Genomic DNA, 22,866 nt, shown 5'->3' with positions numbered 1-22,866 from the left:
GTCTTTTTTTTTGAGTAAAAAATATGATTCCGTATCCTTTAAAAAAACCTGTCTACTGACCATGAAACTTTCGAAATTCTTCATTCTATCACTTATAATTTCCATGCTGAGCAATTTCAGTACTACTGTTCATGCTAAGGAATATGCTATACCAGAATTGCAGATCGAAATACAGATTTATGATGATGGATCCATTCGTATAACCGAACATCGTACATATTTTTTTGACGGAAGTTATTCCTGGGCCAATTATAGAATCCCAAAGTCAGGTATTTCAGCCATAGAAAATATTCAAGTTTCTGAAGCGGATGAGAATTTTACGAATCTCAACAGTGAAGAGCCTCAAACATTTTTAGTTGAAGAATCATCAGGAGCCTTTAATGTACAATGGTTCTTTGACGCAAATGATGAAGAGCGAACATTCTCAATTTCTTATACCATCCGGGGAGCATTGACGGTAGGCACGGAATGGAGTCAGTTTTTCTGGAACTACGTCGCTGCCGGCAGAGAAAAATCGACCGAAGAGGTTACCATTCTTCTTCAGCTTCCTGACACAACCGACCGATCTAACCTTTATGCCTGGGTAAGAGAGCCTGACTGGGATCTCGACATTGCAAAACTCGACAATGGATTTCAGTTTACAGGAACTGATATAGATAGAAACGAAGCAGTGATCATTCGAACTGTATTTCCCACTTCAGTTCTTGAAGATCAGATCCAGGTAAATGAGCCTGGTTTTTCAGTAGATTTTGCTGAGAATGAAGAGAGTGAGTACCGGGAAAGTCAAAGACAACTGGCGGCAGAACAAGCACGTAATTATGATCTTGCGGTAAATGCGGTGATAGTATTGGCCGGACTCAGTATAGTATGCTTTGTATTTTTCTATCGGAAATATGGTGCGAGACATAAGATGAATTACAGCCAGAACAAGAGCATCATGATCCCGGGGCGTCAAAAACCTGCTGCAATAGGTTGGTTGTTAATGAATCAAACTGTCATTGGGGCGCATGTTACCGCAACCTTACTCGACCTTTCAAGGCGTGGGTATTTTAGGATTGAAGAAAATGAGCCTGACAAAGAATCATCTTCCTGGCTCTCCACGGAAGAAAAAGGAACTTACAGTGTTGAAACTGTTGACAAGGACATTCAATCCGATTCAACCATCTCTGAATGGGAGGAAGACCTTTATAGCTTTATAACCAAAAGAATAAAGGAAGAAGGAAACAAGATGGAGGATATCTTCAAATTTTCTGAAACTGAAGTTTCTAAATGGTTCTACGCATGGAAGAAAAAGCTATCCACTTACTGCAAAGATCAGGAATGGATTGATAAGAAAAGCTATACCGGAGTCTTCTGGAATTTAGGAATACAATCGGCTCTTTTGTTGACCGGGATCGCCCTGATATTTTTACTGCATCCCATCATGGCCGTGGCAATGGGAATAGCTTTTATCGGTGCCGTGCTTTCTTTGGCGATCATCCGGCGTACACCCAAAGGAGAAGAAATATATATAACCTGGAAAGGTTATCGGAAGGCCCTTAAGAATGCAAAAGATTATTCAATCCCTGACGACAAACTGGGACTTCATTTCATCTATGGGATCGCACTTGGACTAAATAAACAAGAATTTGAACAGATGTTCGAACAAAATCCGGATGCAGTACTTTTGATCACATGGATCACCATTCTTCCGGGCAGCACAAACTCTCCTGCTTCAATGGCATCCTCTTTTAGTAACCTTGCCGCAACAGGGACTATTTCCGCCGGCGGAGGAGGTGTAGCAGGTGGAGGTGCATCAGTAAGTTCTCCCGGTGGCGGAGCATCCGGTGGTGCCGGATAATGAATTTGAAACTATATATGGTATTTAACAAAGATTAAAAAATAATCCCATATGGAACATTCAACTATTTCACTTGTTTGAGATCATGAATATGAATCAATCCAAAACAATGAAATTGAATGTCATGAAGCGACTTATCTTTGCTCTTTCAACACTAATTATAACCGCAATAACATTTTCAGCATGCAGTACGGACAGTAGTCCAGGGACCGGAACTCTAAAAGTATCATTAACCGATGCACCTGCTAACTACGAAGAGGTGAATATCGAAATTACGCAGGTTTTGGTGAATCAGGATGAAGATGCTGAGGAACCTGAAAATGATGGTGAAGAAGATATTGATGAGGAAGAAAACGGTTGGTACTCCATTATGGATGATTCCATCACCGTTAACCTTCTGGATTATCAGAACGGAGCCGTTCTTGATCTCGGAGAAACCCAACTTGAAGCCGGAATGTATAATCAGATCAGGCTGATATTAGGTGATAATAACACAGTGGTGATTGACGGGGAAACATTTGCCCTTACCACTCCAAGTGCGCAACAATCAGGCTATAAGCTAAATGTGAATGCCGATGTTGAAGAAGGTCAGGTTTATGATCTGGTTATCGACTTCGACGCTTCTCAATCCATAGTTGCTACAGGAAATGGGATGTATATTCTTAACCCTGTGCTTAGAACTGTAGATCTTGAGGAACAAGCCAGTATTTCCGGAACGGTACTTCCCCCTGGAAGCTGAACCTTTTGTGTACGCCATTGCCGGAGAAGACACTACCGGAACCCAACCCGATGATAATGGTAATTTCCAACTCATTGGGCTGGAAGAAGGAACCTATAATGTATGGTTCAATCCAACCAACAATGCATTCGCTGATTCACTGGTCGAAGGCATTGAGCTGGAAGAAGGAGAACAATTCCAGTTTGAGGAAGATGTTCAACTTGAAGAAGCTTCCACTCAAAACTAAGTAAAGCTCTTATTTACCTTACCAAAAGCCTGTTCTTTAATAGAGAACGGGCTTTTTTATTTCTAAACCTATCTGTCATGCTTCTACAATTTTTTCTCTATTTTGATAAGGTTCAATATCAGCTCATTTAACCCCAATATGAATACAGAGAAGTTTTATCAAAGCCTCAATATCCTTTCCTCCTTCCGGGATGTCTCAAATTATGAGCTATACACTCCCCTCCCTGATGACTGGTTCATAGCCTTAGCCGATGTTCGTGGCTCAACGGATGCCATCAGGCTTGGTAAATATAAAGAAGTGAATATGGCCGGTGCTTCCATTATTGCCGCGCTGAATAACCTGTTCGAAGAGGAAGACCTCCTACCCTATCTCTTTGGCGGTGACGGGTCAATGCTGGCTTTGCCAAACCAAAACATTGAAAAGGTAAAAGGTATCATGGCCTTCAGTAAAAAGGCAGTTAAGGAAGCATATGGACTGGAAATGGCGGTCGGCGTTGTTTCCATGAAAGAACTCAGAGACCTTGGCCATGATATTAAAATTGCAAGACTGCGATTATCGGAGTTTATTGATTAGGCCATCTTTTGGGGAAGTGGGGTTACTTTTGCTGAAGATCTTATAAAAAATAAAGATAGGCTCAAAGGGGTGAAGCCTATTGAAGCAGATTTTTCCGGGTTGGAATGCAGATGGAGTCAGGTTCCAAGCGACAAAGATGAAGTTGCTGCTTATATCATACAGGCATTTGGTGAAAATGATGATGAAAGTGTAGAGATCTATGAAAAATGTTTCCGGGAGATCGAAGCGATTTACGGAAGCGAAGATAAGTATCATCCCATCAGAGAAAATGATCTTCAAATGACAGCCAATCCTCTTCTTCTTGGTGTTGAATGGAGACTTAAAACACAGCCTCCGACTTTTATCAAAAAGCTGAAACATGCATTCGCAATGATATTTCAACTTATCACCGGATTATATCTCATGAAGTTCAAAAAGAAAACCTCAGCTACAAACTGGGGTGATTATAAGCCGGATCTTGTTCGCCATGCCGACTACAAGAAATTTGGGGACGGACTCCGCTTTGTAGCCTCAGGAACTATTGAACAACGCATGGCTCTTACTCAATTTCTGGATGATCAATTTTCGCAAAAGAAATTAGCTTATGGAGTTCACACATCATTCGCTGCTATGGTTACCTGCTTTGTACGCAGTTACCAAAGTAACCACATTCACTTTGTGGATGGTACCGAAGGTGGATATGCCAAAGCCTCTCAGGAACTCAAGAACCGAAAGAAACAACTCGGTCTTTGAATTCGATGTACTGATCTCTGAGACCTATTCCGGTTCAAGAATCCTGTCTAACTTAATCCTTTCCTAACTTTTTCCTGATCGCCGGAGCCACTTCTTTCGCAAACAATTCTATAGATCTAAGCAATTTATCATGTGGAACACTGCCCACGCTCATCTGCAGTAAAAACCGATCGTGACCAAAGATCTCATGCTGATACATTATCTTGTCAATAATATCCTGTGGATTTCCTACTGCATTTGCTCCTTTTAAAGTGATGGATCCATCAAACTGTTGCCGACTCATTGGAGACCATCCCCTCTCTTTTCCGATCTTGTCCATCGTTGTTTTAAAAGCCGGGAAAGCAATTTCTGCAGCTTCCTCGGTTGTATCAGCTATGAATCCATGGGAGTTAATACTCACTCTTTGTTCAGGCTGATCGTAGTCTGACGCTCCTTGTTTGTGAATATCCACCATTTGTTTAAACTGTGCAGGCTGGCCTCCAATAATGGCGATGGCCATCGGCATTCCCATAGCCCCTGCCTCATAAGCTGATTTTGGGGTTCCTCCCACTGCGCGCCAAACCGGTAATTTTTCCTGATACGGATGGGGATAAACTCCTCTGTTATTTATTGAAGGTCGATATTTTCCTTCCCAGCTTACCACTTCATCTTCCCGCAATTTCATAAGCAGCTGAAGCTTCTCAAGGAATAATTCTTCGTAATCCTTAAGATCGTACCCAAACAATGGAAACGACTCCACAAACGAACCTCGTCCAACCATAATTTCAGCCCTGCCCCCGGAAAGAAGGTCGATCGTAGAAAATTGCTGATACACTCGGACAGGATCTTCTGATCCCAGCACCGTTACAGCTGAACTCAACTTGATATTCCGGGTTCGTGCTGCCGCCGCAGCCAATAAAGTAGAAGGTGAAGATGAAACGTACTCTTCCCTATGATGCTCTCCGATCGCAAATACATCCAGCCCTAATTCATCGGCCAACTCAATTTCCTCCATCAACTGTTCAAGGCGTTTGGATGGATGCTGAAGCTCACTCTCTCCTTCAATGGGTGTGTTCTCTACAAAGGTATAAATGCCTAATTCCATGAATCTCTGTTTTCTGAATAACCTTTTTATTTAATATTAAACTAATCATTTTTAGTTAGAGAAACCTTTTCTCAGTGATAGATTCACTTTATCGTTAAGATCAAAATTTATCGATTCACTTTTTAATGTACGTATCATTTAATATTTTATACGTGTTATTTAACGGATCAAATTATTATGAAATCAAAATTAACGCTATCCATAGAAGGCAATGTCATTCAGGAAGCCAAAGAATTGGCTAAGGAAAATGACACGACGGTTTCGCAAATGTTCACTGATTTTGTGCAATCCCAAAAAAAGATGCAGAAAAAGTTAACGGCTCTAAATAAAATTAGCGGGTTAATTACAACAAATCTTGCTGCAGAAGACGGGGAAGATTATGGAGATCACCTTCACAAAAAACACGGCTGGGAATGACCTTCATAGACACTAATGCTTGTTTAGACCTTTTGGTGAAACGAAGTCCCTGGAATGGTGTGGTTGAGCAGATCATTCAATTCCATATTCAGAATAATATTGAAATGGGAGTGAGCGTGATATCAATTCCTACCTTGGCCTACTTGATTGACCGCCATCACAAGCAGTATGATTCCAAAGAAGTATTAAGGGAATTTTCAGAATTTGTCGATTTCCTTAAAGTAGATTCAGATCAATCCATGAGTTCAATTTTAAGCAACTGGAATGACCTTGAAGATGCTATGCAGTTTTATTGTGCTTCTTCTCATAACGCACAAATGATCATCACACGAAACACCAAGGATTTCAAATTATCAACCATTCCCGTTTTTCACCCTAAAGAGTGGGCCAAAACTTTTATCGAAAATGCTTAAAACAAAGCGGGTATACGAAGAAGTCACTGAAGAGGACGGCTACCGCATTCTCACTGAACGACTCTGGCCCCGGGGTGTTTCCAAAGAGCGGGCCGCTTTGGATCAGTGGATGAAATCTATAGCACCAAGTAACGATCTGAGGAAATGGTTTGACCACGATCCGGACAAATGGGAAGAGTTCAAGGAGCGTTATAGGAAAGAATTATTTGGCTCGGAAGCAGTAAATGAGATGCTGGAGATCATCGAGAAAAATGATACGGTTACGATGGTTTATGCTTCTAAAGATGAGGAGTATAATAGCACGGTTTTGTTGAAGGAGTTTCTGGGAGATTTACTGGAAGGGTGATACTGAACTGGGTCAATCATCTCGACTGAATCTGATGTGCATTATTGCCCAATTTTTGGAAAACTAACTATTCCTATAGATCAAACGGGCAAAAATTGTTCTATTGTTTACTTAATTTTTTTATCAACATGCTGCTCCTAGGGAGCATTTTCATCTCAACAATAATTAGAATCAGCGACTATCCTCAACATCATTCTAATCCGTGTTCCTTTAGCCTGTTAAACATTCCGAATGAGTTTCGTAACTACGGAAATACCTTCTCCGTTTCATGTTTTAGCATTTCTATGATGGAACCGGGTATTCTGCCAGCAGGGTAATTTGGGATCTCGTTCACCTCACCCACTAAAATCCGGCCGGCATGTCCCATCCTTTCGTGTGGCAGACAGAAATAATCATACACTCCTTTCTCTTCTAATTTTAAATACCATGTTTGTCCGGCAGTAAGCATTCCGGAATCAAAGGATGTTGCTTTATCAGGAATTCGTTGTGGACGGCGATTATTTGGGTGATAAGCTGTCACTGTGTGCAGTCCCTCAATCACTTTGAAACGGATCACGTCACCCGGTTCAACCTGCAAGACGACAGGCTCGAATCTTGCATCTTCAGCCGTTCCCAAGACTTTCACGGTGAGGGTGTCTGATGGTGTGGCTGTGGCAAGCATTGAAATTCCCATCAGAACGGCCAACGATATGTAGAATCGAATATTCATTTCTTCAATTACCCCAAATCAGCGATGATTCGCAACATCTGTGTCATCCGAGTTCTATTCCGTTGTTAACCAGGGCGAATGCGATTCGCCCCTACAGCAATTACAAATTCTTTAACATGGCTTCGATCACTGCTGCGGCTTCATCCATTGGTTGATTCAGGCCCTCCACGCGTTTGGCTATATTGCCTTCGGTATCCAGGACGGTAACCAGATTGGAGTGTGCAAAATGTCCGTCGCCGGTTTTTTGATATTTTACTCCAAGCATGGTAGCCAGCATTTTAATATCTGTATGTTTTCCGGTGATAAAATGCCATTCGGGAAGATCCAGTTGCTCGTATTTCGCATATTCTTTGAGTACTTCAGGAGTATCATTTTCCGTATCGAAAGAAACCGCGAGCACTTTTGTTTTTGCTTTGGTTGTCTCATCCAACAACTTGAACAATCGCCATGTATCCTGAATCAGGATCGGACAAACTTGTGTACAGTTCCCATAGAAAAGGACTACGATCACCGGCTGACCTTTAAAGTCACTGAGTTGCACCTCTTCATTTCGGTGATCGAGAAACTTAGAATCCAAATGATACAATGAATGATCGGCATGAACTTCACCGGCTTTCAATGCTTCTTTAGCATTTCCATGATGGTTGTGTTGTGCCATAGCTTCAAATGACACCATCGCTGTAAAAGCCACTAAAAATGTGATCAACGTTTTCATAATGTTTCTCCATTACTATTAGTTTGGTTTGATGGCGCCGGCGTGTCATATGCACAACGAAAACCTACCATCCCGGTCGTTATTTTTGGATTAAAACTCATCCTTGTGATGTAACGGATGGAAGCCGCATAGCTATAAATACTTCCAAGCGTATTCATACGTCCAACAGTCCCGCAATCCAATGAAAGTTCATCGGCAATGATAGGCTTAAAATCTTCTACCCACTCCATCACCAATCCGAATTGGTCTTTAATTCCTTCCGTATTTTCGATGCCGCTTGAACCTACCTCAGACAGATTTTTTACATCGATTCCCGAGTACCAGTTTATTAATTCGCTGCTGAACCTATTCATCTCCTCTTCGGAATTGAATTCCATTAATTGAGCCGAATATTCCCATTCATTAAGTGTTGGCAGGCGCCCATCCTTAGCTGCACAATAGGCGTTAGCTGCATACCAGGAAACCCGGGTTACCGGTCTGTTCATACCAAGACTTTCATAGCCCGGATCAAGGTCTGATCTCCACTCTCTTAAGTAACCGTCATTGGTAAAAACAGGTGGGATCTCTGAACGTTTCCATTCAGGGTTGTTCTTCAAAAATTCAACAAATTCCTCATTCGTTACGGCCGTGTTGTCCATATAAAAGGAATCAACGGGAACCGGTTCACCCGGAATCTCCGGCAGAACAGAATGAAAAGATCCCGCCGGAACAAGTACTCTTGCCGTTTGTGAAGACGCAATCTCAGGCATGAAGGCTGCTATCACAACCATCATGGTAATGGCAAAAGTTGATATGTTCGTTTGGGATCTCATCGTTTCTTTATTGTTTCTTAAAACCTTCAGGGCGAATACGATTCGCCCCTACGGTATTTTTTCTATTCAGATTTTCAAATCAATGGATATCTGCAATATTTGCGGCATCCGTGTTCTATTCATTAGTTTTTACGAGGGCCTGCTTTCAGTGTACCTGTAGCACCTTTCTCTGCATCCACAAACTCGTGGTCGATAAGGATGTACTTGCCTTCTTCAGGAACGATCATATCCAGAGTAGCTGAACCTGATGCCCCAACAAGTACGGTCTGCATTCCTCGCATTTCGTTGAATGGGTGTCCTTCTAACCACACTCTGTCAAAGATCCCGCCAATTACGTGGAAACTGGAAGTTCCGCTTGGTCCGTTGTTGCTAAAGTGAAAACGAACTCTCTCACCGGCATTTGCTTTCAGCGGTTGGTCATGCAGGATTGTTTGGTGTCCATTAAATACTACGTGTGAAGGATTATTATTCGAAGCAGCTTCAAAGTCGTAGGTATAAAGATCTCCGGCTCCTTTGGTAAGGTAGTACTCACTCTGTGCGATCACGTACTCACGATCTACTTCATAGTCAGTAGGGTATCCGTCTTTTGGAGACACCACTACCACTCCATGCTGACCCATTGCTGTGTGCATCAATACACTTGGGGTTCCGCAGTGATAGATATAAGTACCGGCATAGTTTGCTATCCAGTCAAATTTGATGGTTTCGCCCGGACCAATAGTTCGCCATTTGTCATCTTTGGCTACCGTTCCGGCATGGAAGTCCATAGAGTGAGGCATCGGCATGATGGCTGAGGAGTTCTTCTGATATGGATTTTCAGCCACCTGATTCATGAATGGAGATCCGCCTTTGGCAGGATCGGTGATGGTTACCTCTTCGTCCGAACGGTTCTTCATAACAAAGGTAATTCTATCACCTTCTCTTACGTGAAGCACCGGACCCGGAACAGTTCCGCCGAAAGTCCATGCCTGGTAGCGAACACCTTCAGCAACTTCTATTTCCTGTACGATGATATCGATGCGTACTTAGTGATGTTTGTTACCTTCGTAGTCTAACTTAGCCAAATTTGGAAGTTGGGTGATATATTCACCTACTACAGGGGAACCGTTGTAATCTTCGGTGTAAACCTGAGCTTCAGGCATGCCGAAAGTCATACCGTCCAATTTGTATTCTTTTGTTTGAGCCGTCAATATCGAACTCATGCCAAAGAAAATCATTCCAACTAGTAAAGTGATTTTTGAGATTGCGCGTTTCATGTTATTGTGATTTAGTTAGTTATTAGTTTTAAGACTATTTTATCTTAAATAAGATTAAAGCGTTTGATTTGCTTTCTATTCTATGATATGCCCATAATGTGAATTTAAGATGAAGATGTCTTAAATGATCTCAAAAGAAAAAGCCACCATTCGGCAGCCTTTTATAAATCAAGCAGAAGTGCTCCCTGAAATTAGGATTCAGTCAGTGAGAATGAATTATACAGTACATACTCAAACTACAACCACAGAAAACATGCGCTCTAATCGGGCTTTTTGTTCTGTAACGGCAGCCTTTATAGATTCCAGATTCTCGCCTTCGAATCCATCGGATGCTGCGATATCCCGACAGTAATCCATTCCCTCTTCCAGGTTATTTCGAAACCTGTTGAGCTTCCGATCTTCGCCCGGATCCAGATCAGATCCATCGATCAGGTCTTGCAGATAATCAACATACATGTTCATTTCTTTGGCGAACATATGCGGGCGATCGCTATCCACCAGCGGTTCACCCCTTCCGTAGATATGATCCAACATTTCTTCCAGTGAATACTCACCATTGAAATACGCGATATTCGGGCCCGGACAAATTGCCTGTGGCGACCGGCTTTCCTTCTGGATACCCAACTGAATGAGTGCACCGTTTCCGAGGTGATCGCACAAGCAAGCCTTATCCAATACCTTGGTTTTCAATCGTTCTTTTTTGTCATCTGTATATTCACTGTGATTGATCTGATCGATCTTCAACAGCTGATACTGGGTTGAAGCCGTACATATAGGGTTCTCAGTGAACTCTGTGTTTGATTCCAGGAATCCCTTCGGACATTGAGAACCGGGCTTCCCTTTCTCGATCCGCCCCTCATGCCAAAGCCGGGAGCCGGTCTGCCGGACGTTGTTAAATGGGACACCCAGCGGTGAAACCCCACTTAAATACAGATCCTCTTCTCCCGCATTTTCCAATAAAGTTCTTGTGGTTTGATCTACAGTAGTTGCTTCGGGAACCAACAAAAAGGGACTGCCCCAGCCGGTTGAATCCATATCATATTCTTTTAGCAAACGCTGCATTTCTCCATGAGTTCCTATTCCACCTTGTACAGTAATTCGAGGCTCCACTGCCTGCCACTCCGGTGAAAAACCATCGCGTTCATCCTCATAAAACTTCTCTATAAGCGGACGTATGGCAGAGCTCAACATCTCCCTCTTCTCTTTGAATTCTTTCAACAGTACAGGGAGTAACAAACCATCCGTGGCAAATGCATGTCCACCACAATTCAATCCGGATTCAATTCTATACTCAAATACCTCCAATCCTTTTTTTGCAAGATATTTACCTTGTATCAATGCTGAACGGAAATCACTCACTTTAAGAATGATCTTCTTTTTGATATTGCCGGATGCATCCCGGTAAAAGTCCTTGAATTCAGACAGGTAATTATATAATCTGGGATTGAAGCCTGCAGATAAGATCAGGCTGGAGGAAAGTTTACTATTTGCATATCCACGAAGAGCGGCACTCCCGTCACTGAATTCTGCGCTCATGGGCTTGCCGGATTTAGTTAAATTGAGCTTATCCACTTTCGCCATGATGTTTACGTCAATGGAGCCCGGCTGCATCAGATCATTCAATTTTATTGCCAGTGATCTTTTCTCATTCTCAGCAGCAGCCAACATTTTTTGATAAGTGTTTTTAAGCGGGCTTTGATCCGGAAGCATTCGAAAATATTTGGCCTTTTCGTTATCCTCAAAAAATGATTGTGACCTCACTTCCTTAAACTTCCTTTGGACAATATCATTCACCAGATCAAGATAGGCAGTAATGCGTTTTGCGCGACCATCTTCAGCAGAACGGGGAATATTATTATAAGGAAGACCGAACTGCTGGCAGTAATATTTACGGATCTTCTCCACCAGGAGATCATCCACAACGGAGATCACAGAATTAATACCAAAAGGAGCAACACGGATCGGGGAATCGATAGAATGCCCGGTTCCCATTACCGGAATAGAAAAGGTGTGTAGAGTTGGATTCATAAGAGTTGGATGCTTAAGCAGATTATTCCTATTTAAGATAAAATTGTCTTTATTTATGAATACTATGTGAAGTTTTAAATTTGATCGGACCGAATGAAACTATTCTTTGGATTGAGTACTGATTATTATACTATCAAAACAACGTGTGGACTAAAGATGGTGATTATGGACGATAAAGAACTTGCCGAACACATCAGAAAAGCCTGTATCAAAGCGGCACGTGAAGGGTTTTTGGACGCATCTATGAGTGGACTTTGTACAGAAGGTGCAATGGAGGCCGCCATCAGTGCGATGCAATCCCTGGATATTGAACAGCTTATAGAAATAATGGAATAGAACGCGGATGACACGGATTAGGCAGGTCATCACGGATTTAAATTTATTTCTGCGACTATCCGCTCAATCAGCTTCATCCGTGTTCCATGATACATTCACTAAAGAAAAATGAAGCAGCCGATTATTGGATTTCATAAAGATGAAGTTGGCTACTGGGTGGCTGACCTTGAATGTGGACACACACAGCATGTCCGGCACGATCCACCCTGGAAATTACGCCCCTGGGTAATCACTGAAGAGGGCCGTAAATCTAAGTTGGGCATGGAGTTGAACTGCAAGAAATGTGACGAAAATTGAGTAAATTACTACACAAACACTAATCAAAACGATAGTATTATGAGCTCTTCTGTTTTCTTACGAACCGTTATCTGTGGGTTCATCGCTACATTTGTAATGGCAATGACCGCCTTTTTACAAGGAGCTTTTGGACTGCCAGTTATTGATGTCGGCCACATCCTCACCGAAAGTTTTAATCACGCCTATGATTCTGAGCCCTATCATATCATTTTTGGGAATCTGGCGTTCAATATCATTGGCATTGGGTTAGCAATGATCTGGGTAGTTTATCTCCAAAAGCGAATTCCCGGTAATTGGCTGGTTCAGGGTCTTCTTTACGGGGTGATCATTTCATTGATCGCGGGTTTGGTGGTTTCTCCCGTAGTTTCAATAGCGGCAGGCGAATCGTTTGGAATTTTTTATTCGGATACCTGGGTTCCCGGTAAACTGATCTTTGCCGGATTGCTCATGCATGTCGTTTATGGCCTTGCGCTGACCCAGTCTTTGAAGGTTGCCGGCGTTGACGGGGTGAATGGTTGATTTTTGTTTTCTGTTCTTTTCTGTGCCCCATAAGTAGGGACACAAAATCTTGTGTCCCTACATTACATGGCAAGATGTTTCTCCTAATCCATAATTTATATTCATCATGATCTTTATCGACAACGAAGGAATCACAAAACCACAGATCAACCTGGCGCTGGAGGAATATGCACTTCGTAATTTTGGGGAATCAGAGGATTACCTGCTCTTCTACATCAATGAGCCATCTATCATCATCGGGCGAAATCAAAATACGCTGGAAGAGATCAATGATGAATATGTAAGGGAGAACGGCATTCATATTGTACGACGAATGTCGGGAGGCGGGGCCGTCTATCATGACCATGGGAATCTGAATTTCAGCTTCATCACCAAATACAAACAAGAAAACCTTAACAACTTCCTTAAGTTCAACGAGCCGGTTATTCGGATCCTGAAAGAAATGGGCGTTCCGGCTGAGATGAGCGGACGAAATGACATCCTCGCTAATGAAAAGAAGATTTCCGGGAATGCACAATTTTCCACCGGCAAACGGATGTTCTCTCACGGCACCCTCCTTTTCAACAGTGATCTGGGGGAAGTAGCCAATGCCCTGAATGTGAAAATGAGTAAGATACAGTCCAAGGGGCACAAATCAGTGCGCAGCAGGGTCTCCAATATCATTGAGTTCGTTGATGAAAAGGACATGAAAATGGCTGATTTCAAACAACGCATTCTGGATGGTCTATATCAGGATCGTGAAAATTTTGAAACCTATAAGCTTACTGAAGACGAGTGGAGATCAGTTCACGAACTAAAGGAAGAAAAATACGGTAACTGGGACTGGAACTTCGGGAAATCCCCTAAATTCAATATCCAGCGGACCAAGCGATTCCCTGTTGGAGAGATCGACCTGCGGCTGGATGTTCAAAAAGGCCATATTAAAAGCCTAAAGATCTACGGTGATTTCTTTGGCAAGGAATCGGTTCAGGAAGTGGAAGAGCTGCTGAAGGGTATTCGATATGAGCCGGAAGACATTGCGGCGTCCATGGAAAAAGTGGATGTAACGGATTATTTCGGGAATATTGAAAGGGAAGAGTTTCTGAATTTGGTGTATGGGGAGGATGAGTAATGGCTCACTTACCGGAGCTGAATTTGTTCCCATCGTTTTTGGGATTGTGTTATACTCCAAAAACCTATATAAGCCTTGGCTACTTTGGACCCACCCCTCAATCCCCGCCCAAGCGGGGAAGCTCTTAGAGGTGGTTGTTGTGTCGAATAGGGATTGCAGCTACTGGTAATTTCTTTAAAACTATCTCCCAAATCACCAAAGCGTCTTGTTCTCGTTACGCCGCTCTGCTGTGTAATGACAATCGGAGGCTCTGCCTCCTATTCAGGGCTTGGCAGCTTTCGCATTCTTTTTCCTTCTGAACCTTGGCCTATGGGATTGAGGGATGCTCTTGATTTTCCTTTTCTATCTTGAACTCGTTCCTAAGTTCCTGCTTATAGGACCCAATCCCCCCGCCCTTGCCCTCCGGCATGCTTCCCTTACTTCCGGGGCCTTGGTGGCAACGCAGGGTAAGGGAGCTTTCTTATTCCCAATACCGCTACATCGTCTTCCTCTCCCTGGAGAGGAAACAAAGGTGAGGGTGGGTGCAAATGGTTGCGGGGTTGGGATCAAACTCTATAGCCCCTGGTGACCACACCCCTCGCAATACAAGCAGGAACAGCTGCTTGTATTGATCTCCCCTCAAGGGGAGACTGCAGAATATCGAAGTGGGTTGATCACTTCTGTATTCGGTATTGAATATTCCTCTGTTCAATATTCAGGGAGGACTCCCTTGAGGGAGGTGCCGACCGTATGGGATGCGGAGGGTGTCCAAGGACAGTGAAATTGTAATCAAACTTCGTTGCCACAAAAGGTCCTCTCCCTCGTCCCGAACACGTTCGGAACATTCCCTCTCCAAAGAGGGACAGGTTCTTGCTTGATTAATAAACATAAACCTTGGCTGTTTAATAGCTAACGCCAAGTACCTGTGTCCCTTTGGAGGGACAGCAAAAACGAACTTGTTCGTTGCTTGCGGGGAAGATAGTCAGTAAAAAGCCAATAGAATCATTTCCTTACTTTGCCAGACATCCACCATCTATGGCATAGTAGTTACCTTCATTTGTTATCGAATTTCTTTTTAAATAATAAAATAGCATGAAATTCCAGTGAAGTGACGCATTAATTGTTGTAAAAAAAACTAATAACTCAAAACAAATTGATTAATTTAGTTTTCAAGAATTCTTCATAAAAATGAAGTAATTTTAAAAAAGTAATGAGTCTGAATAGTACATATCACAGAATTACCGGCTTTGCCACCTTAATGGTATTGCTATGGAATATTGTGGGTTGGTTAGGATTTGGTTTTGTACTGAATCATGCACACACACATCATGATGGGAATTATTGTGAGATTACTTTTTGCACCTGTGAAGTTGAAGAAGCCGGTGATGTTTGCACCTGCCATCATCAAGAAATGCAAACTCAAGACAAACACTCTGATACTCATGATCAACACGAAGAGTGTTATTTTAGTCTTCCTCACGATTCAAATACCAGCTCAACTCAAGCACTGATTGTAGTTTCTAAATTCAATGCACTCCATTTGAATTCCGAGAACCTTAGCATTCCTTTAGATAACCACGAATTTCAAGCAGAACAACAAGCACATCTTTTATCGGGAACAATTCCCGATCTCCTACGCCCTCCCCGCGTTTAGTTTTGTTTCCCCGCCGGAAGTCTGCTGTGCAGACTTCAATTGCTAACTAATAAACAAAACTAAATTAAGTATTATCATGAATATACTAAAACCATTTGGCCGTATTACGGCCATGGTAGCTTTGGTATTTGCTGCCATTTCTTGTAACACCACCGATAACTCTGAACCTGAATTAGAACTCATTCCTGTTAACTCTGTAACAGTGGATGGCTACACCGTATCGCTTGAAGTAGAAAAAGAGATCGAGACCGGAGCTAACTACTTGTACTGGAAAGTTGAACAAGATGGGAAGATCATCACCCCACAATCTATCACTGTCAACCCAATGATGGATATGGGCGATATGATGCATTCCACTCCATACACTCAACCCGAAACTGCAGAAGAAGACGACCGCTATTTCAAGAACATGGCGGTATTCATTATGCCCGGCGGGATGATGGGAAGCTGGACCATCAACTTCGAGATCATGACTCAAACCGATGAAGTGATCTCAGGAGAAATGCCGATCGATGTAGCCTCTTCCTGGAAACTGACCAGCGTTCAGGATGATAATGATAACGTCTATTTTATCACCTGGTATGCTCCTCAAAAGCCGGTGGTTGGAAATAACGATCTCACTTTTTTGGTTCATACCCGAGAGTCGATGATGAATTTCCCGGTTGTTGAAAACCTCGAAATGGAAGTATATCCGTACATGGATATGGGAGGTGGAAGCGGCCATTCAACGAATTTCACCAATCCTGTGACGGCCGGAGATGGTTTTTATAACGGTGATATCAATTACAGCATGAGCGGTACATGGACCACCTCAGTGGAACTGATCGTAGAAAATGACACACTCCCTGAAGTAGTGTTTGAATACAGCGTTCAAGCTGAGTAATAATATCAATCACAAGAACCTGCAAGCGTCTCAAAAGACCTCCCAGCGTTCGTTGTTTAATTACTGATATAAAATTTCGCAACGCTCGCAGGTCTAAAGACGCTGCGAGGTTGCTACTTTAAGAAATTGAGACTATGAAGAAATTAATCTATTTCATTTTTCTTTTTATTTGGGCTAAACCGATCCTGGCACAGGAAGTTTCTATTCAGGTTTTGGATCGATCTTCACTGCAACCCGTGGTTCAGGCACATGTCAAAACTCATTCTGATAAAGTGATCACTGTCACTGATCCGGAAGGCTATTTTACCATCAACCCGAAAATGCACCCACATATAACCATTTCTGCTGTGGGATTTTCATCAAAAGAAGTACACCTGGATCTGAAAACAGAGATCATTTATTTAAACCCACGGGTTTTCCATGATAAGACTGAGTTGATGATAGTTGCCAATCAGGAAGGTGAGCAAAATGTACATTCGTATCAGCAAGCAGCCTCAACTCAGAGTATGGATCAATTCCTGGATAACATCGACGGACTTTCTACCAATAAACGCGGTGCTTTTGCATGGGAACCGGTTATACGCGGACAAAGTGATCAAAGGATGAACCTGACCATTGACGGAATGGAGGTCTTCAAAGCTTGTGTAGATAAAATGGATCCCATTACATCTTATGTAGAAACCAATAACCTTTCCAAATTACACCTTGATAAAAGCGGTACCGGAGTAGCCGAAAGTGGGTCGGGTAGCAGCTCGGTTAACTTGATCACTCAGCGGGCCGAATCTTCTCCTCTTTCAATGGAAGTTAATTCATCCTATCGTTATCCCGATAATTACCGAACACTCAGCCTGACCGGAAATACTTCTGACCGTTCTCAACGTAATGCAGTTCGGTTTTCAGGTAGCTATAAAAAAGCCGATGATTTTACTGCCGGTGATGATCAGCTTATCAATAACACACAGTATGAAAAGCTAAATTTGAACCTGAGCTACAAGCACATATTTGAATCTGAGCACTCAATTGAAGCAAATTATATAACCGATAAAGCATATGATATCGGCTATCCTGCCCTGCTTATGGATGCTACTAAAGCCCTTGCCGATATTGGCCAGGTGCAATTCAATTTTGCGCCCCCTGATCAGGATTTCCAGTTACAAAAAATTCAACTTTATGCCAATACCGTACGTCACTGGATGGACGATGACGACCGGGATGTGGCAAACCGGCCGGTAATGCGAGGGATGCATATGCCGATGTATGGAACTACAACTACCTTTGGAATACGTATCAACGGTAAGGCAGAACTCCTGACTCATTCTTTTGACTGGTTCCTACACAGCTTTAGCTCTGAAGCCTATGGAGACATGCTCATGCAAAGCCTCGATCCTACCATCGAAGATATGTTTATCTACAATCTGGATGATGTGAATACCCGAAATGTATATATTGGGCTGAAACATCAGTTTAGATTATCAGAAGATGTCCTCTTTAAAGCAGAAGAAAGTATCAGCTTTAAAACTCTGGGAACGGGCAGCGAGCAATATGCTTCCTTTTTTGAAGGTACTTACGGACGTGAAGTTGAGACTCAGCAAAAACTACTTCTTTCCGGCTCATTAAGTACGTTATGGATGCTAAATGAGAAGCTAAGCCTGACCGGGAACCTGGTATATTCCGAACGGATGGGCAATCACATGGAGCTTTTCGGGCATTACATTTACAACTATACGGATGGTTATTTCTACGACGGGAATCCCTGGCTGGAGACCGAGCGCTCTTTGAATGCTGATATCAACTCCACGTGGGAAACAGGTGATCATTCATTCACACTGTCTTTGTTTCACAAGCAGTACTTTAACTACATCGATGGTGTACTTGTTGAGGATGTTAGTGATATAGACTTTCAGTTCAAACGCTATGCCAATGTGGGTGATGCTACCATCACCGGCGGGGAATTTCGTATGTTGAATTCTTTCTCACATATGGTCAGTCTGGAGAATCGCATTTCATATCTTTATGCGCAAAACCGGACTTTAAACGAACCATTACCGCTTATCCCTCCATTGAAGGGAAACAGTATGTTGCATATCCATCACCGGGATAACAAGTGGATGGCTGAAGTTGAATGGGCTGCATCTCAAAACAGGATCGCAGAACGTACTTCCAATGAAGACAAAACCGACCCGTATGCCATCTTAAATGCTACATGGGAACGGAATTGGATGGATGGTACACTCTCATCCATTCTCAGTGCCAACAACATCCTCGATGACTATTATCATACCCATAACAGCATCGGCAACATTCCCGAAGCCGGACGAAACGTCATGCTATCACTGAGTTATAATTTTTGATGACGTTTTGGGTGCCCCCATTTGAACTCGTTCCTCAGTTCCTGCTTATAAGACCCAATCCCCCCGCCCTTGCCCTCCGGCATGCTTCCCTTACTTCCCAGGCTTTGGTTGCGCCGCAGGGTAAGGGAGCTTTCTTATTCCCAATACCGCTACATCGTCTTCCTCTCCCTGGAGAGGACTTCTCGTTAGTCAATACAAGATAGTTGCTGATCAAGTATCAATACTTTAATGCAACCCCGGAGAGTCCTCCCTTGAGGGAGGTGCCGACCGAATGGGAGGCGGAGGGTGTGGTCACCAAGGGCAATGAAATTGTAATTAACCCCGGTATCCCCTGGTGACCACACCCCACGAAAAAAATTCGGGAACAGCCGAATTTTTTGATCTCCCCTCCCCGATGGTCGGGACGCCAGCGCAAGGGGAGACTTTTTCTAATACAAGCAGTCTTGCTTTTTCGTAGTCGGTTGCCCCATACTCTCCTCTCCCTCGTCCCGAATAAATTCGGGACATTCCCTCTCCAAAGAGGGACACGTTCTTGCTTGATTAATAAACTTAAACCTTGGCTGTTTAATAGCTAACGCCAAGTACCTGTGTCCCTTTGGAGGGACAGCAAAAACGAACTTGTTCGTTGCTTGCGGGGAGGACCGTGGCTACTTCTGCTTCGTTGATTCCAAAAGAATAATTTCTTCATCAATCTTCCTGCAAACTGACTCCATATTTTTTAACACATCCTCATTCGTAAAACGAAGTATTTTGAATCCTGCTTTTTCCAAATTAAGTTGGCGGCCTTCATCCTTCTTCTTCGCTTTGGGATGATCATGACTACCTCCATCTAATTCTATAATCAATCCAAGTTCTTTACACATAAAGTCGGCCACATAATTAAGAACCGGACGTTGACGATTAAAAGTATAACCTCGGCGTTCTTTCTTTCTTAACCCATATTTCCAAAGAGCAGCCTCGGCTTTTGTCATATTTTTTCTCAGCTCTCTAGCTACCGGCTTTAACTGCTTATTGTAATGTTTGTTTGAAATGTTTTTTTTCATGTTTGCCCCCTTTTTTGATAGTAGAAAAAATGAAGGTGTATTTCCAATTCAAACATTTTGTGTATTAGTAAGCCACGGCCCTATCTCTCTTGACTTGAGATGACGACGGGATGGATTAATACAAGCAGTCGAGGTAATACTGATCCGGTTGCCCCAAACGGTCCTCTCCCTCGCTGTATGAGCAAGCTCATTTCGCTTTCCCTCTCCAAAGAGGGACACGTTCCTTGCTTGATTAATAAACTTAAACCTTGGCTGTTTAATAGCTAACGCCAAGTACCTGTGTCCCTTTGGAGGGACAGGAAGAACAGCTTGCATGTTGCTTGCGGGGAGGACCGTGGCTGACCATGCTGTAATAACCTGTTATAACAACTAATACGAATCGTGTAAATACTGTTAACATAGTCTTCACAATAAAAGAGTATATAATAGTTATGAATTCATCCATTAAAGCAAAACTGTTTACAAACTGGCACACCATGCGCCGGGTGGCATTATCCATTGGGATATTCCTTGCGGTAATGGCTGTGTGGTATCAGGATATTTTGACGGGTTTACTGAGTGCGTTTTTCGTATTTCAGGCCGTAACCAATACCGGATGTATGGTGGCTCAGTCATGTGGAATACCTGAGCGAAATGAGATACAACCCGACACTGATCCTGAAATAAATTACACTGAGGTTAAATAGAAGATCATGGAAAGTACAGAAATCAAAAAAAGATCATTCAACGAACTAATTAACGATGAAACACCGGTTTTGGTAGATTTCTATGCCGACTGGTGCGCCCCCTGTAAAATGATGACCCCCATCCTGCAACAATTGAAAAGTGAGATGGGTGATAAACTCAACATCATTAAAATTGATACCGAGCGGAACCCGGATGTAGCTATCAAATACCAGGTTCGGGGTATTCCAAATCTGATCCTTTTCCATAAGGGAAATTTGATCTGGCAACAGGCCGGTGTGGTACAAATGCCACAGCTCAAGCAGATGATCGAACAAAAACTGGAGCAGTCATGGGAGAATTAGTCAAACATACCTACGATGTTGACCTGAACTGGAATGAAGGCCGTCAGGGAACACTGAGCTCAGATACACTTGATGAAACCATTGAAGTGGCAACACCCCCTGAATTTCCGGGAGGAGTGGAAGGGGTATGGAGCCCCGAGCATTTGTTTGTGGCTTCGGTGAGCAGTTGTTTTATGACCACCTTCACAGCCATTGCAGAATATTCGAAGCTGAATTATGAAGAACTTAGCGTTCCTGCGACCGGAACTATGAGCAACGAATCCGGAAAGTTTGTGATAACTGAAATTATCTTACGACCGGAATTGGTTATTATGGATGAGGGTCAAAAAGACAAGGCGCTACGGATCTTACAGAAAGCTGAAGAAGCCTGTCTCATTACGCGGTCTATCAAAACAGAAGTAAAACTGGAACCTATCGTTGCCATAGCAGCAATAAAATAGCGGAGAGAAAATTATGAGTAACTTGAACAATATTGGTCTTGATAAAGAAAAATCAGAAAAACTATCAAAAAAGCTTGGAGAACTATTGGCCAGCTACACTGTTTTTTATCAAAATACAAGAGGATATCACTGGAACATTAAGGGAAAAAGCTTTTTTGAGCTCCACATTAAATTTGAAGAGTTATATAACGACCTCTTCGTTAAAATTGATGACGTAGCTGAACGCATACTCACCCTTGGGTTTACACCTGAACATCGGTACTCAGAATACGTTTCAAAATCGTTGATTGAAGAAAGCGTAAAAGTTACGGATGGAGAAAAAGCCGTTGATGAAATTCTGAATGCCTTCAAAGCACTGATCTCACTACAACGTGAAATTCTTGATCTGTCTGACGATGCCGGAGACGAAGGTACAAACGCTATGATGAGTGACTATATCAGCGAGCAAGAAAAACTAGTCTGGATGTATTCATCCTATGCTCACAAGCAGTAAAATTGGTCTTGAGTAAATCAAAATATCATCCATTTTAAATCAATAATCCTATGTCTTACCATTTTAGTAAAACCGTAGATCTTAGTTTTGATGAAGCTATTCAACAAACAACTGACATCCTGAAGGAAGAAGGTTTTGGTGTTCTCACCGAAATTGATATCAAAGAAACGCTGAAGAAAAAGCTGGATGTTAATTTTAGAAATTATCGAATTTTGGGAGCTTGTAACCCGCCTAATGCATATAAAGCTTTACAAGCTGAGGGACATATTGGGTTGATGCTTCCATGCAATGTGATCGTTCAGGAACATGAAGGCGGCACAGTGGAAGTCTCTGCTGTTGATCCCGTTGCTTCCATGCAAGCTATCGACAATGAAGGACTCGGACAGGTGGCAAAAGATGTTCGAAATATGCTTAAGAAGGTGATCGACCGGTTGTAAGGGGTTATTTTTTAGGTGTAAGGTGTTAGTCGGCAGGTTTTGGGGCTTTAGCTTTTTTAGTGTTGATTCGGCTTGGTTGCCCCAAAGGGCCCTCTCCCTCGCTTTATGAGCAAGCTCATTTCGCTTTCCCTCTCCAAAGAGGGATACGTTCTTGCTTGATCAATAAACATAAATCTTGGCTGCTTAATAGCTAATGCCAAGTACCTGTGTCCCTTTGGAGGGACAGCAAGAGCAGCTTCAGCTGTTGCTTGCGGGGAGGACCGGAGGTCAGCCGTCGGGTGGGGTTGTGGATTCGGGCTATGCAAGATCCTTCAAGTGTTCAGGATGACGACCTAAGGTGGGGTGTTCAATATTCAATATCCAACACGGAATAATGAATATCCAAGGAGGGTATCTATCCGCGGA

At 42.7% G+C, this 22,866-nt stretch carries 26 protein-coding genes and 1 pseudogene; 19 read left to right on the top strand and 8 right to left on the bottom strand.

Going from position 1 to position 22,866, the window contains the following annotated elements; all coding sequences use genetic code 11:
- Positions 1-61: 61 nt before the first annotated feature.
- The 4 genes and pseudogenes from ACFSVN_RS11140 to ACFSVN_RS11125 all read left to right on the top strand — a co-directional run bounded on the left by ACFSVN_RS11140 (position 62) and on the right by ACFSVN_RS11125 (position 4,110).
- The gene (locus ACFSVN_RS11140) at positions 62-1,840 is read left to right on the top strand and encodes a DUF2207 family protein (RefSeq protein ID WP_390302544.1); all 1,779 of its coding nucleotides are present in this window, start codon (positions 62-64) and stop codon (positions 1,838-1,840) included.
- Positions 1,841-1,964: 124 nt separating this feature from the next.
- On the top strand, positions 1,965-2,579 hold the full coding sequence (locus ACFSVN_RS11135) for a DUF4382 domain-containing protein (protein WP_390302541.1): 615 nt from the start codon (positions 1,965-1,967) through the stop codon (positions 2,577-2,579).
- Positions 2,530-2,805, top strand: coding sequence for a hypothetical protein (locus ACFSVN_RS11130; RefSeq protein ID WP_390302538.1), 276 nt, complete (start codon positions 2,530-2,532; stop codon positions 2,803-2,805). The genes ACFSVN_RS11135 and ACFSVN_RS11130 overlap by 50 nt, the downstream gene beginning before the upstream one ends.
- Before the next feature lie 138 nt (positions 2,806-2,943).
- A pseudogene (locus ACFSVN_RS11125) lies at positions 2,944-4,110 on the top strand (DUF3095 domain-containing protein).
- A gap of 52 nt (positions 4,111-4,162) precedes the next feature.
- Here ACFSVN_RS11125 and ACFSVN_RS11120 read toward each other — a convergent pair.
- Positions 4,163-5,194: an Atu2307/SP_0267 family LLM class monooxygenase gene (locus ACFSVN_RS11120; protein ID WP_390302535.1), complete on the bottom strand. Its 1,032-nt coding sequence runs from the start codon at positions 5,192-5,194 to the stop codon at positions 4,163-4,165.
- Between the two features lie 177 nt (positions 5,195-5,371).
- On the opposite strand from ACFSVN_RS11120, the gene ACFSVN_RS11115 reads away from it, so the two are divergent.
- Genes ACFSVN_RS11115 through ACFSVN_RS11105 form a run of 3 tightly spaced genes read left to right on the top strand, consistent with a single transcriptional unit; the run spans position 5,372 to position 6,370 of the window.
- Entirely contained in the window at positions 5,372-5,611 is a 240-nt protein-coding gene (locus tag ACFSVN_RS11115) for a DUF6364 family protein (RefSeq protein ID WP_390302532.1), read from the top strand.
- Positions 5,608-6,024 (top strand): type II toxin-antitoxin system VapC family toxin, encoded by a 417-nt coding sequence (locus ACFSVN_RS11110; protein WP_390302529.1) that lies wholly within the window; start codon positions 5,608-5,610, stop codon positions 6,022-6,024. Before ACFSVN_RS11115 ends, ACFSVN_RS11110 begins: the two co-directional genes overlap by 4 nt.
- On the top strand, positions 6,017-6,370 hold the full coding sequence (locus tag ACFSVN_RS11105) for a DUF488 domain-containing protein (RefSeq protein WP_390302526.1): 354 nt from the start codon (positions 6,017-6,019) through the stop codon (positions 6,368-6,370). Before ACFSVN_RS11110 ends, ACFSVN_RS11105 begins: the two co-directional genes overlap by 8 nt.
- 244 nt (positions 6,371-6,614) lie before the next feature.
- Here ACFSVN_RS11105 and ACFSVN_RS11100 read toward each other — a convergent pair whose 3' ends face one another.
- The 6 genes from ACFSVN_RS11100 to ACFSVN_RS11075 form a co-directional block, all read right to left on the bottom strand.
- The gene (locus tag ACFSVN_RS11100; RefSeq protein WP_390302523.1) at positions 6,615-7,079 is read right to left on the bottom strand and encodes a cupredoxin domain-containing protein; all 465 of its coding nucleotides are present in this window, start codon (positions 7,077-7,079) and stop codon (positions 6,615-6,617) included.
- A 100-nt stretch (positions 7,080-7,179) separates the two neighbouring features.
- On the bottom strand, positions 7,180-7,794 hold the full coding sequence (locus tag ACFSVN_RS11095) for an SCO family protein (protein ID WP_390302520.1): 615 nt from the start codon (positions 7,792-7,794) through the stop codon (positions 7,180-7,182).
- On the bottom strand, positions 7,791-8,606 hold the full coding sequence (locus tag ACFSVN_RS11090) for a formylglycine-generating enzyme family protein (protein WP_390302517.1): 816 nt from the start codon (positions 8,604-8,606) through the stop codon (positions 7,791-7,793). The genes ACFSVN_RS11095 and ACFSVN_RS11090 overlap by 4 nt, the downstream gene beginning before the upstream one ends.
- Before the next feature lie 122 nt (positions 8,607-8,728).
- A complete protein-coding gene (locus ACFSVN_RS11085) occupies positions 8,729-9,604 on the bottom strand; it encodes a multicopper oxidase domain-containing protein (protein WP_390303831.1) in 876 nt (291 codons plus the stop codon).
- 27 nt (positions 9,605-9,631) lie between these two features.
- Complete coding sequence (locus tag ACFSVN_RS11080) at positions 9,632-9,862, bottom strand: hypothetical protein (protein WP_390302515.1); 231 nt, start codon at positions 9,860-9,862, stop codon at positions 9,632-9,634.
- 231 nt (positions 9,863-10,093) lie between these two features.
- Positions 10,094-11,890: a hypothetical protein gene (locus tag ACFSVN_RS11075; protein WP_390302512.1), complete on the bottom strand. Its 1,797-nt coding sequence runs from the start codon at positions 11,888-11,890 to the stop codon at positions 10,094-10,096.
- 93 nt (positions 11,891-11,983) lie between these two features.
- On the opposite strand from ACFSVN_RS11075, the gene ACFSVN_RS11070 reads away from it, so the two are divergent.
- The 7 genes from ACFSVN_RS11070 to ACFSVN_RS11040 all read left to right on the top strand — a co-directional run bounded on the left by ACFSVN_RS11070 (position 11,984) and on the right by ACFSVN_RS11040 (position 19,020).
- Positions 11,984-12,226: a hypothetical protein gene (locus ACFSVN_RS11070; RefSeq protein WP_390302509.1), complete on the top strand. Its 243-nt coding sequence runs from the start codon at positions 11,984-11,986 to the stop codon at positions 12,224-12,226.
- Positions 12,227-12,334: 108 nt separating this feature from the next.
- Positions 12,335-12,523, top strand: coding sequence for a DUF3565 domain-containing protein (locus tag ACFSVN_RS11065; RefSeq protein WP_390302506.1), 189 nt, complete (start codon positions 12,335-12,337; stop codon positions 12,521-12,523).
- Positions 12,524-12,562: 39 nt separating this feature from the next.
- Positions 12,563-13,042, top strand: a complete 480-nt coding sequence (locus ACFSVN_RS11060; RefSeq protein ID WP_390302503.1) for a hypothetical protein — start codon at positions 12,563-12,565, stop codon at positions 13,040-13,042.
- Between the two features lie 106 nt (positions 13,043-13,148).
- On the top strand, positions 13,149-14,153 hold the full coding sequence (locus tag ACFSVN_RS11055; protein ID WP_390302500.1) for a lipoate--protein ligase: 1,005 nt from the start codon (positions 13,149-13,151) through the stop codon (positions 14,151-14,153).
- 1,189 nt (positions 14,154-15,342) lie between these two features.
- A complete protein-coding gene (locus ACFSVN_RS11050; protein WP_390302497.1) occupies positions 15,343-15,786 on the top strand; it encodes a hypothetical protein in 444 nt (147 codons plus the stop codon).
- Positions 15,787-15,862: 76 nt separating this feature from the next.
- Positions 15,863-16,669 carry a FixH family protein gene (locus ACFSVN_RS11045; RefSeq protein ID WP_390302494.1) on the top strand — a complete coding sequence of 269 codons (807 nt, stop codon included), beginning with the start codon at positions 15,863-15,865 and terminating at the stop codon, positions 16,667-16,669.
- Positions 16,670-16,803: 134 nt separating this feature from the next.
- Positions 16,804-19,020 (top strand): TonB-dependent receptor domain-containing protein, encoded by a 2,217-nt coding sequence (locus ACFSVN_RS11040; protein ID WP_390302491.1) that lies wholly within the window; start codon positions 16,804-16,806, stop codon positions 19,018-19,020.
- A gap of 647 nt (positions 19,021-19,667) precedes the next feature.
- Here ACFSVN_RS11040 and ACFSVN_RS11035 read toward each other — a convergent pair.
- The gene (locus tag ACFSVN_RS11035) at positions 19,668-20,063 is read right to left on the bottom strand and encodes an endonuclease domain-containing protein (protein WP_390302488.1); all 396 of its coding nucleotides are present in this window, start codon (positions 20,061-20,063) and stop codon (positions 19,668-19,670) included.
- Positions 20,064-20,494: 431 nt separating this feature from the next.
- Between ACFSVN_RS11035 and ACFSVN_RS11030 the strand changes: the two genes are divergently transcribed.
- Genes ACFSVN_RS11030 through ACFSVN_RS11010 form a run of 5 tightly spaced genes read left to right on the top strand, consistent with a single transcriptional unit; the run spans position 20,495 to position 22,461 of the window.
- Entirely contained in the window at positions 20,495-20,749 is a 255-nt protein-coding gene (locus ACFSVN_RS11030; RefSeq protein WP_390302485.1) for a hypothetical protein, read from the top strand.
- Between the two features lie 6 nt (positions 20,750-20,755).
- Positions 20,756-21,091, top strand: a complete 336-nt coding sequence (gene trxA, locus ACFSVN_RS11025) for a thioredoxin (protein WP_390302483.1) — start codon at positions 20,756-20,758, stop codon at positions 21,089-21,091.
- Positions 21,079-21,531: an OsmC family protein gene (locus ACFSVN_RS11020; RefSeq protein ID WP_390302480.1), complete on the top strand. Its 453-nt coding sequence runs from the start codon at positions 21,079-21,081 to the stop codon at positions 21,529-21,531. The genes trxA and ACFSVN_RS11020 overlap by 13 nt, the downstream gene beginning before the upstream one ends.
- A gap of 13 nt (positions 21,532-21,544) precedes the next feature.
- Entirely contained in the window at positions 21,545-22,024 is a 480-nt protein-coding gene (locus tag ACFSVN_RS11015; RefSeq protein WP_390302477.1) for a Dps family protein, read from the top strand.
- Positions 22,025-22,074: 50 nt separating this feature from the next.
- On the top strand, positions 22,075-22,461 hold the full coding sequence (locus ACFSVN_RS11010; protein ID WP_390302475.1) for a DUF302 domain-containing protein: 387 nt from the start codon (positions 22,075-22,077) through the stop codon (positions 22,459-22,461).
- Positions 22,462-22,866 lie beyond the last annotated feature (405 nt).

The sequence above is a fragment of the Gracilimonas halophila genome (assembly GCF_042684365.1).
GTDB classification, from domain to species: domain Bacteria; phylum Bacteroidota; class Rhodothermia; order Balneolales; family Balneolaceae; genus Gracilimonas; species Gracilimonas halophila.
The sequence above is the reverse complement of the archived record's forward strand: the minus strand, read 5'-3'. Positions and strand labels throughout refer to the sequence as shown.